This is a genomic window from Microtetraspora malaysiensis (assembly GCF_050947145.1).
GTDB classification, from domain to species: Bacteria; Actinomycetota; Actinomycetes; order Streptosporangiales; family Streptosporangiaceae; genus Microtetraspora_A; species Microtetraspora_A malaysiensis.
In genome coordinates this window covers 2,330,320-2,343,688 of sequence record NZ_CP191998.1, presented here as the reverse complement: position 1 = coordinate 2,343,688, position 13,369 = coordinate 2,330,320, and the positions used below count along the sequence as shown (strand labels likewise).

13 protein-coding genes are annotated in these 13,369 nt (G+C 73.6%); 8 read left to right on the top strand and 5 right to left on the bottom strand.

Translation table 11 applies throughout. The features are described from left to right. Window positions 1–10: 10 nt before the first annotated feature. The gene (locus ACQP1V_RS11330; protein ID WP_433421770.1) at window positions 11–3,583 is read right to left on the bottom strand and encodes a protein kinase domain-containing protein; all 3,573 of its coding nucleotides are present in this window, start codon (window positions 3,581–3,583) and stop codon (window positions 11–13) included. Window positions 3,584–3,834: 251 nt separating this feature from the next. Here ACQP1V_RS11330 and ACQP1V_RS11325 point away from each other — a divergent pair, with 251 nt between their 5' ends. Both ACQP1V_RS11325 and ACQP1V_RS11320 read left to right on the top strand, forming a co-directional pair. After that, window positions 3,835–4,011: a hypothetical protein gene (locus tag ACQP1V_RS11325; protein ID WP_169806542.1), complete on the top strand. Its 177-nt coding sequence runs from the start codon at window positions 3,835–3,837 to the stop codon at window positions 4,009–4,011. A gap of 48 nt (window positions 4,012–4,059) precedes the next feature. Further along, entirely contained in the window at window positions 4,060–4,704 is a 645-nt protein-coding gene (locus tag ACQP1V_RS11320; RefSeq protein WP_433421767.1) for a pyridoxamine 5'-phosphate oxidase family protein, read from the top strand. A gap of 161 nt (window positions 4,705–4,865) precedes the next feature. Here ACQP1V_RS11320 and ACQP1V_RS11315 read toward each other — a convergent pair whose 3' ends face one another. After that, window positions 4,866–5,276, bottom strand: a complete 411-nt coding sequence (locus tag ACQP1V_RS11315) for a MarR family winged helix-turn-helix transcriptional regulator (RefSeq protein ID WP_433421764.1) — start codon at window positions 5,274–5,276, stop codon at window positions 4,866–4,868. A gap of 74 nt (window positions 5,277–5,350) precedes the next feature. Between ACQP1V_RS11315 and ACQP1V_RS11310 the strand changes: the two genes are divergently transcribed. The 3 genes from ACQP1V_RS11310 to ACQP1V_RS11300 all read left to right on the top strand — a co-directional run bounded on the left by ACQP1V_RS11310 (window position 5,351) and on the right by ACQP1V_RS11300 (window position 7,233). Continuing rightward, window positions 5,351–5,824, top strand: coding sequence for a MarR family winged helix-turn-helix transcriptional regulator (locus tag ACQP1V_RS11310; RefSeq protein WP_433421761.1), 474 nt, complete (start codon window positions 5,351–5,353; stop codon window positions 5,822–5,824). Window positions 5,825–5,896: 72 nt separating this feature from the next. After that, window positions 5,897–6,331 (top strand): YbjN domain-containing protein, encoded by a 435-nt coding sequence (locus tag ACQP1V_RS11305; RefSeq protein ID WP_387412673.1) that lies wholly within the window; start codon window positions 5,897–5,899, stop codon window positions 6,329–6,331. An 83-nt stretch (window positions 6,332–6,414) separates the two neighbouring features. After that, entirely contained in the window at window positions 6,415–7,233 is an 819-nt protein-coding gene (locus ACQP1V_RS11300) for an Fpg/Nei family DNA glycosylase (protein WP_433421757.1), read from the top strand. A 21-nt stretch (window positions 7,234–7,254) separates the two neighbouring features. On the opposite strand, the gene ACQP1V_RS11295 is transcribed toward ACQP1V_RS11300, so the two are convergent. Next, window positions 7,255–7,773 carry a winged helix-turn-helix transcriptional regulator gene (locus ACQP1V_RS11295; protein WP_387412676.1) on the bottom strand — a complete coding sequence of 173 codons (519 nt, stop codon included), beginning with the start codon at window positions 7,771–7,773 and terminating at the stop codon, window positions 7,255–7,257. A gap of 97 nt (window positions 7,774–7,870) precedes the next feature. Between ACQP1V_RS11295 and ACQP1V_RS11290 the strand changes: the two genes are divergently transcribed. Continuing rightward, window positions 7,871–9,235 (top strand): MFS transporter, encoded by a 1,365-nt coding sequence (locus ACQP1V_RS11290; protein ID WP_433421754.1) that lies wholly within the window; start codon window positions 7,871–7,873, stop codon window positions 9,233–9,235. 33 nt (window positions 9,236–9,268) lie between these two features. On the opposite strand, the gene ACQP1V_RS11285 is transcribed toward ACQP1V_RS11290, so the two are convergent. Both ACQP1V_RS11285 and ACQP1V_RS11280 read right to left on the bottom strand, forming a co-directional pair. Further along, entirely contained in the window at window positions 9,269–10,300 is a 1,032-nt protein-coding gene (locus ACQP1V_RS11285; protein ID WP_433421751.1) for a nitronate monooxygenase, read from the bottom strand. 84 nt (window positions 10,301–10,384) lie between these two features. Next, window positions 10,385–10,867, bottom strand: coding sequence for a MarR family winged helix-turn-helix transcriptional regulator (locus ACQP1V_RS11280; RefSeq protein ID WP_433421748.1), 483 nt, complete (start codon window positions 10,865–10,867; stop codon window positions 10,385–10,387). Between the two features lie 133 nt (window positions 10,868–11,000). On the opposite strand from ACQP1V_RS11280, the gene ACQP1V_RS11275 reads away from it, so the two are divergent. Further along, window positions 11,001–12,506 (top strand): MFS transporter, encoded by a 1,506-nt coding sequence (locus ACQP1V_RS11275; RefSeq protein ID WP_433421745.1) that lies wholly within the window; start codon window positions 11,001–11,003, stop codon window positions 12,504–12,506. 12 nt (window positions 12,507–12,518) lie between these two features. Then, on the top strand, window positions 12,519–13,325 hold the full coding sequence (locus ACQP1V_RS11270; RefSeq protein WP_433421742.1) for an alpha/beta fold hydrolase: 807 nt from the start codon (window positions 12,519–12,521) through the stop codon (window positions 13,323–13,325). Window positions 13,326–13,369: the final 44 nt, after the last annotated feature.

Genomic DNA, 13,369 nt, shown 5'->3' with positions numbered 1-13,369 from the left:
GCCCCGCCCGTCAGGGCGACCGTACGCCTCCCGGGCAGACGTCCTCGTACGGCAGGCCGGGGAGGTATTCCTGCCACTCGGCTTCGGTCAGCGTCCGCCCCGCCCGCGCGCACACCGCGGCGGCGACGGCGTCCGGCGTCACCGGCCGGGACGCGACCGCACCGCTCCCGTCCAGGCCGACCACCGCGAGGCCGCCGGAGCCTTCCGCTCCGGGCGCCGGGGCGTCGCTCCGGAAGGCCACCGACACCACGTCGGCCCCGAAGGTGCCGACCGGCTCCCCGACCGCCGTCCCGGCCTCGACGTCCCACAGCCGGACGCCCTGCCCCGCCGCGACGGCCAGGAGCGAGCCGTCCGGGCTGAACGCCATGGCGGACACCGGCCGCCGTTGCGGCAGCACCGCGCCCCGGCGCTCGCCCGTCCGCGAGTTCCACGCGATCACCCGCCCCGCGAAGTCGCCCGTCACGATGATGGGCGCACGGGGGTGGAAGGCGACCGCCATGAGCGTCTGATCGGTGGCTCCGAAGGTCCGGACCTTCCCGTCGGCGACGTCGACCAGGTAGCCGGCGCCCGATCCGAGGACGGCGAGGTCCCGCCCGTCGGGGCTGAAGGCGGCGGTTCCGCCGCCCGCGTCGGCGATCTTGGCGACGGTGCGCCAGGCGCCCGTCCGCAGGTCGCCGACACCGACCTCCAGTTCCGTGGACGACTTCGCCGTGATCGTCGCCGCCTTCGTCCCGTCCTGGCTGACCGCGACCCCGACGATCGTCTGCGTACGGTCGTCCCGGACCTCGGTCGTCGCGAGCTTCCGGCCGCTCATCCGGTCCACCGCCCAAGCCCGGCGGCCCGTGTCGTCGGCGACCGCCATGACGCGCGTGTCGCGGCTGAAGGCGACCGCCTGCAACGACGCGGTGATCGGGACGGACGCGCCCGCGGGCCGGCCGGTCCCCGCGTCCCGGAACGTGAGGGCGCCGGCGCCCGTGCCGTGGACGGCGTATCGCCCGTCCGGCGTGAGCACGGCGGACTCGTCGGCCGGTCCCGCCCTGAGCGGGCCGGTCAGGTCCGCGATGCCGACCGTGTGGAGGGTGTCGTCCACGATGTACCGCAGCGCCCCTCCGTCGCGGTCGAAACGTATCTGCGCGGCCTCCCCCAGCGTGGGCTGGACGAGCAGCGACCTCTGGTCCGCCAGCCGCCACACCGTGATGGATCCCTCGGCGCGGACCGCGAGGAACCTGCCGTCCGCGCTGAAGGTCGCCGCCGGCCGCCCCGCCACCGGTGGGCCGAACGGCGGTCCGGTGCTTCCCGCCGTGAGATCGGTCAGGGTGACGCCCTCGTTCGCGGCGCAGGCGAGCCTGCGGCCGTCCGGGCTGAACGCGAGCGCCTGCGGTCCGACCCCGTCGTCCGCCCGGGCCGGGATCGGGCCGCCGCAGATGCCCGAGGGCGTACGGCGCGGGGTGGCGCGGGGCAGGTCGAACAGCCGGGGGCGCTCTCCGATGCCGTCGATCGCCGCGATCCGGCCGGCCGGGTCCACATCCGCGAGGTAGCCGGACCGTCTGGAGCTCGCCGTCCCAGTGTCGAGGTCCCAGAGCCGGACCGCGCCGCTGAAGCCGATGATCAGCACGCGTGGGCTCGCCCCGAACGCGATCTCGATCGGATAGTGCGCCTCGTACGTGCCGGCGCCGAGGGACAGTTCGCGCCCCGTAGCCCGCCCGGTGCGCGCGTCCCAGACGCGCACCCGCCGCCCCGCGGCGACGGCGAGGAGCCGGCCGTCCCCGCTCAATGCGATCGAGTGCACGTGCCTGCCGTCAACGCCGAGCCCGGACCACCCGCCGATCCGCCGTCCCGACCGCGCGTCCCGGAGCGTCACGCCGTCGCCGTCCAGGGACGCGACGGTCCGTCCGTCCCCGCTGAGCGTGTGGACGGCGCCGTTGAGCCGCAGCACGCCCGTCTCCCGCCGGCCGAGCGACGTGATCAGGCTGCCGCGCGCCTCATCGGTGTGGCCGAGCCGCCAGGCGGCGACACTCAGCAGCATCCCTATGACCGGGTCGGTGTCGCCGAGCCGGTCCGCCATGGAGGCGAGACCGCGCGACTCGGCCAGATACCGCTGCTCGTTCACCGCGGCGCTCTGCCAGACCGTCGCGGCGCCGAAGCCGACGGCGAGCACCAGCAGCACGGCGAGGGCGGCGGTGACGATCCGGCGGCGGCGGGCCCGGCGGCGGGCCAGCGCGGACCCCGCATCGAGGAAGTCGCGTTCGAGACGGCTCAGCGTGACATGGCGGCGGCCGGTCGCCGCCCAGCGCAGCACCGTGTCCAGCCGGTCCCCCTGGAGGAGGTCGCCGTCCGCGCCGCGGTTCCACCGCCGCGCCGCGACCGTGATCTCGCGGAGCACGGCGAGGCCCTCGCGCTCGGCCTGGACCCAGGCGCGCAGGCGCGGCCACGCCTGGATCAGCGCGGGGCGGGCGAGCTCGACCTCGCCGTCGCGCTCGACCAGCAGCTGCCCGAAGGACTCGATGATCCGCGCGACCGCCGCGGCCTCCTCCCCCGTACGGCCGTCGAGCAGCTCGGCGCGCGCGGCCCGTCTGGTGGCGACCTCGCCGTCGTCGGTCACGGTCGCGAGCCGGAGGAGCACCTCGGGCACCAACTCGCGCTCCGCCTGGACGAGCGCGCCGTACCTCTCCTCCGCGAGCGGGCCGAGCCCCGGGTCGGCGACCTCCGGTCCGGGCAGCAGCCCGGCCTCGGCGCTGCCGAGGACCAGCAGGTCCTCCGCGGCGACGCCGCGCGGGCCGGAGATCAGGCCGTACAGCAGCTCGCGCGCGTCCGGGCGGACGACCGGGTCCTTCGCCAGCGTGGCCGCGACAAGGGAGCGCAGCGAGCTCGGGAGCGGGCCGAGATCGGGGTCCTCGGAGAGCACGCGGTGCATGACGCCGCCCAGGCTCTCCGCGCTGAACGGGTCCGCGCCGGTGGCGGCGTACAGAACGATGCCGCCCCAGGCGAACAGGTCGGCGGGCGGCCCGGCCCGCTCGCCGACGAACACCTCGGGGGCCATGTACACGGGGGTCCCGGCCACCAGCCCGGTCGCGGTGAGGGACATGTCGCGGGCGCGGGCGACGCCGAAGTCGATGACGCGCGGGCCGTCCGGGCCGAGCAGCACGTTGTCGGGCTTGAGGTCGCGGTGGACCACCCCGGCATCGTGGATGGCCGCGATCGCCGTCGCCACGGCGGTGGCCAGGCGGTGCAGGTCGTCACCGGCGAACAGGCGGCCTCCGGCGACCGCCTGGCGCAGGCTGGCTCCCTCGACGTACTCGCTCACGATGTACGGCCGGGGCCCGTCGAGGACCGCGTCGATCACCTGGGCGGTGCAGAACGACGCGACCCGGCGGGCCGCATCCGCCTCGCGGGCGAACCGGCGGAGCAGCTCCGGGTCCTGCGCCGCCTCCCCGTGCAGCACCTTGATGGCGACGCGGCGTCCGGCGGGGTCGTACGCCTCGTAGACCACCCCCTGGCCGCCCGCGCCGAGCCGTCCGGCGAGCCAGTAATCGCCCAGCCGCCTGGGGTCCTCCGCTATCAACGTTGCCGACGCCACGCTCATCAGACGTCCGCGACCCCGCTCGCGTTTCGTCTCGATTCGATAAAGCGCCAGTCCGGACGGGAAGCCGCCGCGCGTATGGGGGCCCGAGCGGCGGCGGCTCCAGGCCACCCCGGCCGAGGGCTCGCGAACAGGTCATGGCACATTAGTCACAAAGGTCCCGCCAGATATCACCGCTTTACACCAGTTTTACGGGTAGATCGGTAGACATCTTGGTAAATAACGGAATCGTCACGGTCGGGGGGATCGGGAAGATGCTGAAGGTGGTCACGTCACTCGACGAGTCGCTCGACACGTTCGGCAAGGTGCGGGATATCAGGTCCGTACTGCGCCGCAAGCCCAAGAACGACAACAAGATCGTGGACATGCGGGCATACGCGGGCCGCAACGTCATCCGTTTCCCGAAGCCCGACCCGACCTCGGCCGCCTGACCTTCCCGGGACGCCCGACTACTGATTTGATGTCACCTCATGCGTGACATGCCCGACTTGTCGTCAACGGAGCGAACCCGGCACCGCAGGCTGCGCGAGCAGGGCCGTACGAACAGGACAGAGCTGTTCGACGTGCTGAAGGCCGGGTTCGTCTGCCATCTCGGAGTGATCGTGGACGGCGCGCCCATGGTCGTGCCCACCGCCTACGGCTTCGACTCCGACAATCTGTACATCCACGGGTCGGTCGCCAGCCGCAGCCTCGCGGCCGGCGGACCGACACCCATGTGCGTGACCATCACCCACGTCGACGGCCTGGTGCTGTCCCGGTCGGTGTTCGAGCACGGCGTCAACTACCGCAGCGCGATGATCTACGGAGTGCCGCGGGCGCTGGAGGGCGAGGAGAAGCTGGAGGCGCTCCGGATCCTCACCGAGCACACCGCCCCGGGCCAGTGGGACTACGCACGCCGCCCGAACCGCAAGGAACTGGCCGCCACCGTGATCCTGGCCGTCTCGCTGGAGGAGGCCTCGGTCAAGGTCCGCCAGGGGCCGCCGGACGACGCCGACGACCCGCACGACGTGTGGGCGGGCGTGCTGCCGCTCGCCGCCACCTGGCAGCCCCCCGTCACCGACCCGGCGGCCGCCCACGAGGTCCCCGAGCACGTACGGCTCCGCGCCGGCACCCGCCTCGGCTGACGACGCGGCGGCCGGGACGGGCGGACGGGTGGGACGGCGGGACGGGTGGGACGGCGGGACGGGTGGGACGGGCGGGACGGCGGGACGGGTGGGACGGGCGGGACGGGCGGGACGGGTGGGACGGGCGGGACGGCCGCCGCCTCCGGGCGGCGGCCTCAGGCCTACCGCCCGGCCGGCTCCAGGTTCGCCGCCATCGTTTGCAGGGTTTCGACCACGGTCCGGTACTGCTCGTCGCCGACACCGCGCAGGATCCGCGCCCGCGCGGCGTGGACGGCCAGGGCCAGCCGCTCACGGGCGGCCTTTCCCTCTTCGGTCAGCGCGTACGGCGCCTCGGGCGTGACCCAACCGTGGCGCCGCAGGTCGGCGAGCACCTCGCCCACCGAGATCTCCCCTTCCGCCCAGAAGGGGCGCAGCGCCTCGGCCAGCTCCTCCTCGTTGACGGGGTTCTCCTTGAGGACGTTGAGCGCCTGCCAGTGGCGGCGCCGCACACCCTCCCCCGCGAGCACGCGTTGGAAGTCGCCCTCGATGAGGCGGTCCACGCGCTTGAGCCAGTACCCGATCGGCTTATCCACGAGATCTCCCTCGATAGATGTAGAGTGACAGCTACATGTCAATAGTTATGTATCACCAAGGAGTGCGTGACGCCATGGACGAGATCGCCGTCATCGAGGGAGCGATGGTCGCGATCAGGCGCTCCCAACGGCGCCGCACACTCGCCGGGCTGTCGGGCGCGAGCGCATCGGGCGCGGTCTTCGACGTGCTCGACGTGGTGGAGGCCGCCGAGCGCGACGGGGAGCGCGCCACCGTCTCGACGGTCGCCACCGCGCTCGGCGTGGACCAGCCGCGCGCCAGCAAGCTGGTGACCGCCGCGGTCGAGGCGGGGCTGATCCGGCGCGAGGCCGACCAGGCCGACGGACGCCGGTCGCTGCTCGTCCGCACCTCCGAGGGGGTCGAGGCGTCAGAGCGGATCCACGAGTTCCGGCGCGGCGTCATCGAGCGGGTGGTCTCCTCCTGGAGCGGCGCGGATCGCGCCGACCTAGCGCGGCTGCTCGCCCGGTTCATGGCGGATTTCACCAGCGTGACGTCCGGGGGCGCGCCCTCGGAAGGCGCACGGCGGTGATCCGGCCCGTGACGCCCGGGGACCCCCGGCATACGGGGGCGCCTCGCGCACTTGATGAGGCAGGATGGGGCCGTGACCCCTTCCCCAGCGGTCGTCCGGCCCGATCAGGAGTTGATCACCCAGATCCTGGACGAGTTGGACCTCGACCACACCCTCGACGCTGAGGGCGACATCGCCATCGCCACGCCGGAGCTCACGGTCTACTTCCTGTTCGGCTCCGAGGGCGACCTGTTCACGATCCGCACCTTCTATGACCGGCACTACTCCGTCGACGACAAACCGATGCTGGTCAGCGCGCTGAACGAGTGGAACGCCGACACCATGTGGCCGAAGGTCTACACCTTCACCCAGGACAGCGGCGTGCTGCGCATCGTGGGCGACTCCCAGCTCTACATCGGCGCCGGCGTCACCCGCGAACACCTCACCACCGTGGTCGCCCACTGGGTGAGGTACGCGATCAAGTTCCACCGCTGGCTCACCGACCGGCTCGCGTTCGAGACCGACTGACCCGCGGCCCACCCGGGGCGGGCCGGAACCCCCGATATGGTGGGGATCCCCTCTCCCCCGACTCCCCGGAGCGCTGCCCGCCGATGCCCGAAGGTCACATCATCCACCTGCTCGCCGCCGAGTACGGCCGGCGGTTCACGGGCGGCGTGGTCGCGGCGAGCAGCCCGCAGGGCAAGTTCTCCGACAGCGCGGCCCTGCTCGACGGGCAGCGCATGGCCGTGACCGACGCCCACGGCAAGCATCTCTTCCTCGGCTTCGAGGGGTTCGACGGCCACGGCTGGGTGCGCGTCCACCTCGGCCTGTACGGAAAGGTCGCCTTCGGCCCGGCCCCCGCGCCCGCACCCGTCGGCGCCGTACGGCTCCGCCTGGAAAACGAGCGGGATTACGCCGACCTGCGCGGGCCGACGGCCTGCGAGCTCATCACCGCCGGAGAGAAACGGGCGGTGCACGACCGCCTCGGCCCCGACCCGCTGCGGCCGCACGACGACCCCGAACGCGCCTGGTCGCGGATCACCCGGTCACGCGGGCCGATCGCGGCGCTGCTCATGGAGCAGAAGATCATCGCCGGGGTCGGCAACGTCTACCGGGCCGAGGTGCTCTTCCGCCACGGGATCGACCCCTACCGCCCCGGCCGCGAGCTGAGCCGCGCCGAGTGGGACGCCATCTGGGCGGACCTCGTCGCGCTCATGCGCGAAGGCGCCGCCTCGGGCCGGATCGACACCGTACGCCCCGAGCACACGCCCGAGGCCATGGGACGGCCGCCGCGCGTGGACGACCACGGCGGCGAGGTGTACGTCTACCGCCGGTCCGGGCAGCACTGCCACATCTGCGGGGGCGAGATCCGCACCGCCGACCTGGAGGCGCGCAACCTGTTCTGGTGTCCCGCCTGCCAGCGGCGCTGACGCCGGAAGCCCGGCCGGAGGTCAGGGCAGCGGTTCCAGCATCCGGTGCGGCCCGCGCAGCGCGACGCTCACCGGGTCCTCGCGGGTGAGGTCGGCGCCGGGACCGGGCCATATCTCGACCTCCTCGGCGGGCACGTGCGCCCCGCACACCGAGCAGGTGGCGCCCGCGCCGATCGGCGCGTCGCAGGGGACGTGACGGAAGACGCGGCGCGGCCCCGCGGCGCTCATGTGCCGCTCGCCCCACTGGGCGAGGGCGAGCACCGGCGGCCAGAGCTCCCTCCCCTTGCCGGTCAGGACGTACTCCTCGCGCGGCGGGGACTCCTGATAGCGGCGCCGCTCCATGACCCCCGCGTCCACCAGCGCGGACAGTCGCTGGGAGAGGACCGCCCTCGGGATGTCGAGGTGGGCGAGGAAGTCGCCGTACCGGCGCACGCCGTACAGCGCGTCGCGCACGATGAGCAGCGTCCACCGCTCGCCGAGCAGTTCCAGTGACCGGGCGAGGGAGCAGTCCTGCCCCTCGTAGTTCTTGCCGAGCCCCATCAGCGCCGCCCTCCTTTCGCGCCATCTTAGTTCATTCACTGAACCAACCCGTGTTATCGTCGCGCCGTCAGTTCAATGACCGAACCTTGGAGGTCCTGTGCTGGTCGAGACCCCGGCTCCCTTGCGGGCCCGGCCGGCGACCCTCGCGGTCGCGTGCGCGGCGCCACTGCTCGCGCTGATCAACTACACCGCGCCGATGGTCACGCTGCCGGAGGCCGCCCGCGCGCTCGACGCCGGTCCCACCGGCCCGGTCTGGATGCTGAACGCCGTCACCCTGGGGCTCGCGGTGTCGCTCCTCCTCGCCGGAGGGCTCGCCGACGATCACGGCCGCCGGCGCGTCTACGTCGTCGGCATGGCGTCGCTCGCGGTGTCGAGCGCGATCGTGGCCCTCGCGGGAGGTGTGCCGGTGTTCGTGATCGGCCGCTTCGCCCAGGGGGTGGCCAGCGCGGCGCTGCTCGCCGCCAGCCTGGGCGTGGTCGGCGAGGTCGTTCCCCCGGGCCCCGAGCGGGTGCGGGCCACGGGGCGGTACGGCGCGATGCTCGGCCTGGGCATCGCGATCGGCCCCCTGGTGTCGGGCGGGCTCGCCACGCTGTCGAGCTGGCGCGGCGTGTACTGGCTGACGGCCGCCTGCTCCGTCGTGCTGGCCGTGCTGGCGGCCCGCACGCTGCCCGCGCGGACGGAGCCGCGGCCGGGGCAGCGGCCAGGGCGGCGGCGGCTCGACGTGCCCGGCGCCGTCACGCTCACCCTCGGGCTCGCCGCCCTGGTGACCGGCGTGACCGAGGCACGGCTGGGCTGGTCCCGGCCGGTCGTGCTCGCGGCCCTGGCCGCGGCGGCCGTTCTCCTGACCTCTTTCGCCCTGGTGGAGGTCCGCCGTCCCGAGCCGCTGATCGACATGGGTCTGTTCCGGCGCCCGTCGTTCCTCGTCGCCACCGGCGGCGCGCTGGTCACCGGCATCGCGATCGTCGGGCTGATGAGCTATCTGCCGACCGTGCTCCAGTCGGCCCTCGGCATGACGCAGCTCGCCACCGCCGCGGTATTCGCGTTCTGGTCCGGCACGTCCTTCGTCGCCGCGCTCCTGGCTCCCCGATTGCGGCTCGCCGCCCGCGGCCGGCTCGCGCTCGGTCTGCTGCTCTCCGCCGCCGGCAGCCTCGCCCTGCTCGGCACGATGGCCCATTGGTCGGCTCCGCGGGCGCTCGCCGGGCTCCTGGTCGCGGGGATCGGCAGCGGACTGGTCAACGCGTCCCTCACCCACCTCGCGATCGAGAGCGTGCCGCGGCACCGGGCCAGCATGGGGTCCGGGGCGAACAACACCGCGCGGTACGTGGGCTCCTCGGTGGGCGCTGCGCTGACCGCGGCGGTCACCGCCGGTCAGGGGCTCGCCGCCGGCACCGATCTCATGATCGTGGCCTGCGCGGCGGCCGCCGCTCTCACCGCCGGGCTGGTCCGGTTCGCCGCCTCCTGACCTTTCACGTGGAACGGCCGGGCCCGGACGAGGTCAGGCGAGCGCCCGGCCGATCTCGCGTACCACGTCCGCCGCCGGACGCTCCTCGGCCAGCCGCCAGGCCGTGCCCGCCCAGAGGTTGACCCCGCCGGGGTCGCCCTGCGCCACCGCGGCGCGGCGGATCGGCGTGGTCAGGTGGTGGACGGCGGGGTAGCCGACCGGGGCGTCCGGATGATCGAGGATGAACCGGTTGGTCAGGCCGCGCGCGGGCCGTCCCGAGAACGCGGTGGTCACCGTCATCGAGGTGAACCGGGGGTCGCGCAGCGCGGCCCGGTGGACGGCGCTGGCCCCGCTCTCCGGCGTCAGCAGGAACGCCGTCCCGAGCTGTACGGCCGCGGCGCCCGCCTCCCGCGCGGCCAGGGCCGCCGCCGCGTCGCCGATGCCGCCCGCCGCGATCAGGGGCGTCCGGACGGCCGCGCGGACCGCCGCCAGCAGGTCGAGCAGCCCCGGCTCGGAGCGCCCGTACGGCTTGCGCGGCACGAAGGAACCCCGGTGCCCGCCCGCCTCCGGCCCCTGCACAGACAACGCGTCCGCGCCGGCGACCACGGCGGCCACCGCCTCACCGGGGTCGGTGACGGTCACCACGACAGTCGTCCCCACGTCGTGGAAGCGGTCGACGAGATTGAGGTCGGGACACCCGAACGTGAAGCTCACCACCGGCACCGGGCTCCGGAGCAGCAGGTCGAGCTTGGCGTCCCAGTCGTCGTCATCGTCGAGCGGGACGTCGGGCAGCTCGACGCCGTACCGCTCCGCCTCCGGCGCGAGCTCGGCGGCGTAGGCCTCCACCACGTCGGGATCGGCCGGATCGCCGGGGACGAAGAGGTTCACCCCGAACGGGCGATCCGTGGCGGCCCTGACCCGCTCGATCTCGGCGGCCACGGCCTCGGCCGTCTTGTATCCGGCGGCGAGGAATCCCAGCCCTCCGGCCTCGGACACGGCCGCGCACAGCTCGGGCGTGCCCGAGCCGCCCGCCATGGGCGACAGGACGACGGGGTGGGCCAGCGAGTCCAGGATGCGATCGGGCATGACGGCAGCCTAGCCGCGCCCTTGTGGGCGCCCCTCGGCCCGGGTCCGCCGGTCCGCGGGCCGGCCGTCAGAAAGAGCCGGCCTTCAGAAAGAGCCGGCGCCGTCGTCGTCGTGCCCGCCGTCGGTGAGTACGACGACGGCGCGTTCGAGCAGCTCCCGCAGCAACGCGATCTCGTCGGGCGTGAAGGCGTCCACGAGGCGGCGTTCCACGGCCACGGCCTCGGCGTCGGCTTTGCGCAGCAGCGCCTGCCCGGCCCGGCTCAGCCGGGTGACGAGCACCTGCGCATGGTCGCTGGAGGGACGGCGCTCGACCAGGCCGCGCGACTCCAGCGTCTTGATCACGGTGGCCATGCTCTGCGGCGTCACCGAGCACAGCCGGGCCAGCTTCGCCCCGGAGATGCCGGGGGCCAGCGAGAGCGCGTACATCGCGGCGTACTGCGGCACGGTCAGCCCGAACGGGCGCAGCACGCGGCTCTTCTCCGCCATCAGCGCCTGCTCGGCACGCTTGACGGCACCGCCGGGACGCCACGCCACCGACTCCGCGACCTTCTTCTCGTCGGTTCCCACCCGCGCTCCCCGAACTATCAAAGTCCTGATGTACGCCTGAACCCTACTACCGATTTGACGTAGCCCACCGGACAATCCATGCTCTGTTTTCCATCAGAGCTTTTATGGTCATCAGAGCTGGAGTGTTCTATCGATGCCTGTCAGTCGCTCTCCCGCCTCCACCCTGGCCGTGGTCTGCGCCGCGGTGCCGGGCGTCCCGGTGACCGCCACCGGCACGGCCGAGGCGCTCGGCGACATCGGCGCGGACCTCCGGGCCGACCTGGCCTCCACGCAGTGGGTGGTCAACGCCTTCTTCCTCACCTTCGCCGCGCTCATGGCGTGCACCGGTTCCCTCGCCGACCGGATCGGGCGGCGCCGGATGTTCATCGGAGGTCTGGCGCTGTTCGCGGCGGCCATGCTGCTGGCTACGGCGGCACAGGACATCGGCGTGCTGATCCTCGCCAGGGCGCTGGCGGGTGCGGGCGCCGCCGCCACAACGACCGGCGGCAGCGCGCTGCTCGCTCACGCCTTCCCGGGGAGAGTCTCCCGATCCAAGGCCTTCGCCTGGTTCGGCACCACCATCGGCCTCAGCCTGGCGTTCGGCCCGCTGATCGCCGGAGCGCTGGTCACCGCGATCGGCTGGCGGAGCCTGTTCACCGCCGCCGCGCTCGTACTGCTGCCGATCCTGCCCGCGACCGCGCTGCTGACCGAGTCCCGAGCCCCCGCCCGCGGCCCGGTGGACTGGGGCGGCGCGATCACCTTCACGCTCGGCCTCACCGCGTTCACGTTCGCCGTGGTCGAGGGGCCCGCGCTCGGGTGGACCCATCCGGGAGTGGCCGGCGGGTTCGTCGCCTGCGCCGTCCTGCTGGCCGCCTTCGCGGTGATCGAGCGGCGTCACCCCGCTCCGCTGGTCGACCTGTCACTGCTGGCCCGCCCGCGTTTCGTGGCGATCTCCTCGATGCCGTTCCTGCTCGCCTTCGGCTTCGTCGCGCCGACCATCGTGCTCCCGCCCTACCTCATGGCCACCCTGGGCTACTCCGCCCGACAGGCCGGGCTGGCGCTGATCCTGCTCACCGGGCCGACGCTGATCGTGCCGCCGCTCACCGGCGTCATGGCCCGCCGCCTGTCCCAGCGCGCCCTGCTCGTGACCACGCTGCTGCTGGTCGGAGCCGGAACCGGGCTGCTGGCACTGCTGCCCGCCGGGTCGGGTCCGGCGCGGCTGGCCGCGCCGCTGCTGATCATCGGGATCGGGTTCGGCGTCTCCCTGGCCGTCATGGACGGCGCGGCGATCTCCTCCGTCGACGCCTCGCAGGCCGGCATGGCCGCCGGGCTGTTCAACACCGCGCGGATCACCGGCGAGGTCGTCGCCATCGCCGTGCTCGGCGCCGTGCTGTCCACGCTCACCCAGGCGAGCCTGACCGTCCGGTACGGCACGGCCGACGCCGCCCGCGCCACCTCGCGCCTGCTCCAGGGCGACATGGCGGGAGCCGTCCCGCCCGGAGCCGATCACCTGGAGTTCACGCGCCTCGCGACCGCCGGGTACGCGGGCGCGTTACAGACCGCGCTGTGGATCCTGACCGCCCTGTCCCTGGCCGGCGCGCTCGCCGTCGGCCGTCTGATGTCCGCACGCCGCGGCGAACCCGCGGCGCTCACCGCCTGAAAGGAAGCAGTCATGCCCACCGTCGAAGTGAACTCCGGCACCGTCAACTACCTGGTCACCGGAAGCGGTCCCGGACTGGTGCTCGTGCACGGCACGGGCGCCACTGGGGAAACGAACTGGGCGCCGCTCATCGAGGCGGTCTCCGACCGGTTCACCGTGGTCGCCCCCGACCTGTCCGGCTCGGGCGCCACCGTCGACGACGGCGGCCCGATCCACATCCACGACCTCGTCTCTCAGGTCCTCGGCGCGGCCGACCACGCCGGGCTGGAGCGGTTCCACCTGGTCGGCCACTCGCTGGGAGCCGTCGTCGCCCTGGCCGCGGCGGGAACGCGACCGGAGCGGGTGCTCTCACTCGTCGCACATGCCGGGTGGGCCAGGACGGATCCCTGGATGGCCTTCCAGATGGACTTCTGGATCCGCCTGATGCGCGTCGACAGGGAGCTGCTGGCCCGGTTGCTCCAGGTGACCGCCATGGGCGACGACACGCTCCGCGCCCGCGACCTCGCCGACTTCGAGCAGGCCACGGCCGGGTTCGCCGCCCTCATGGACGGCGCGGAAGCCGGGTTCGTACGGCAGGCCCGGGCCGACATCGACGTCGACATCACCGCGCTGCTCCCGAAGATCACCGCGCCGACGTTGATCATCTCCAGCGCCCACGACCGGATCGTGCCGCCGCACCACCAGCGCGAGCTGGCCGAGTCGATCCCGGGGGCGGATCTCGTGTCGCTCCCCGGCGGTCATGGTCTCCCGTTCGAGAACCCCGGCCTCTTCGTGTCCACGATCGCGGAGCGCCTCCTCGCGGACAGCGTGACAGCGTGACGGCGCCCGCGGGGCACATGTCGGCATAAAGCGGGAGCGGGGCG

Coding starts and splice junctions, on each gene's coding strand:
- ACQP1V_RS11330 (WP_433421770.1), bottom strand. CDS start 3,583: ATGAGCGTGGCGTCGGCAACGTTGATAGCGGAGGACCCCAGGCGGCTG.
- ACQP1V_RS11325 (WP_169806542.1), top strand. CDS start 3,835: ATGCTGAAGGTGGTCACGTCACTCGACGAGTCGCTCGACACGTTCGGC.
- ACQP1V_RS11320 (WP_433421767.1), top strand. CDS start 4,060: ATGCCCGACTTGTCGTCAACGGAGCGAACCCGGCACCGCAGGCTGCGC.
- ACQP1V_RS11310 (WP_433421761.1), top strand. CDS start 5,351: ATGGACGAGATCGCCGTCATCGAGGGAGCGATGGTCGCGATCAGGCGC.
- ACQP1V_RS11300 (WP_433421757.1), top strand. CDS start 6,415: ATGCCCGAAGGTCACATCATCCACCTGCTCGCCGCCGAGTACGGCCGG.
- ACQP1V_RS11295 (WP_387412676.1), bottom strand. CDS start 7,773: ATGGGGCTCGGCAAGAACTACGAGGGGCAGGACTGCTCCCTCGCCCGG.
- ACQP1V_RS11285 (WP_433421751.1), bottom strand. CDS start 10,300: ATGCCCGATCGCATCCTGGACTCGCTGGCCCACCCCGTCGTCCTGTCG.
- ACQP1V_RS11275 (WP_433421745.1), top strand. CDS start 11,001: ATGCCTGTCAGTCGCTCTCCCGCCTCCACCCTGGCCGTGGTCTGCGCC.
- ACQP1V_RS11270 (WP_433421742.1), top strand. CDS start 12,519: ATGCCCACCGTCGAAGTGAACTCCGGCACCGTCAACTACCTGGTCACC.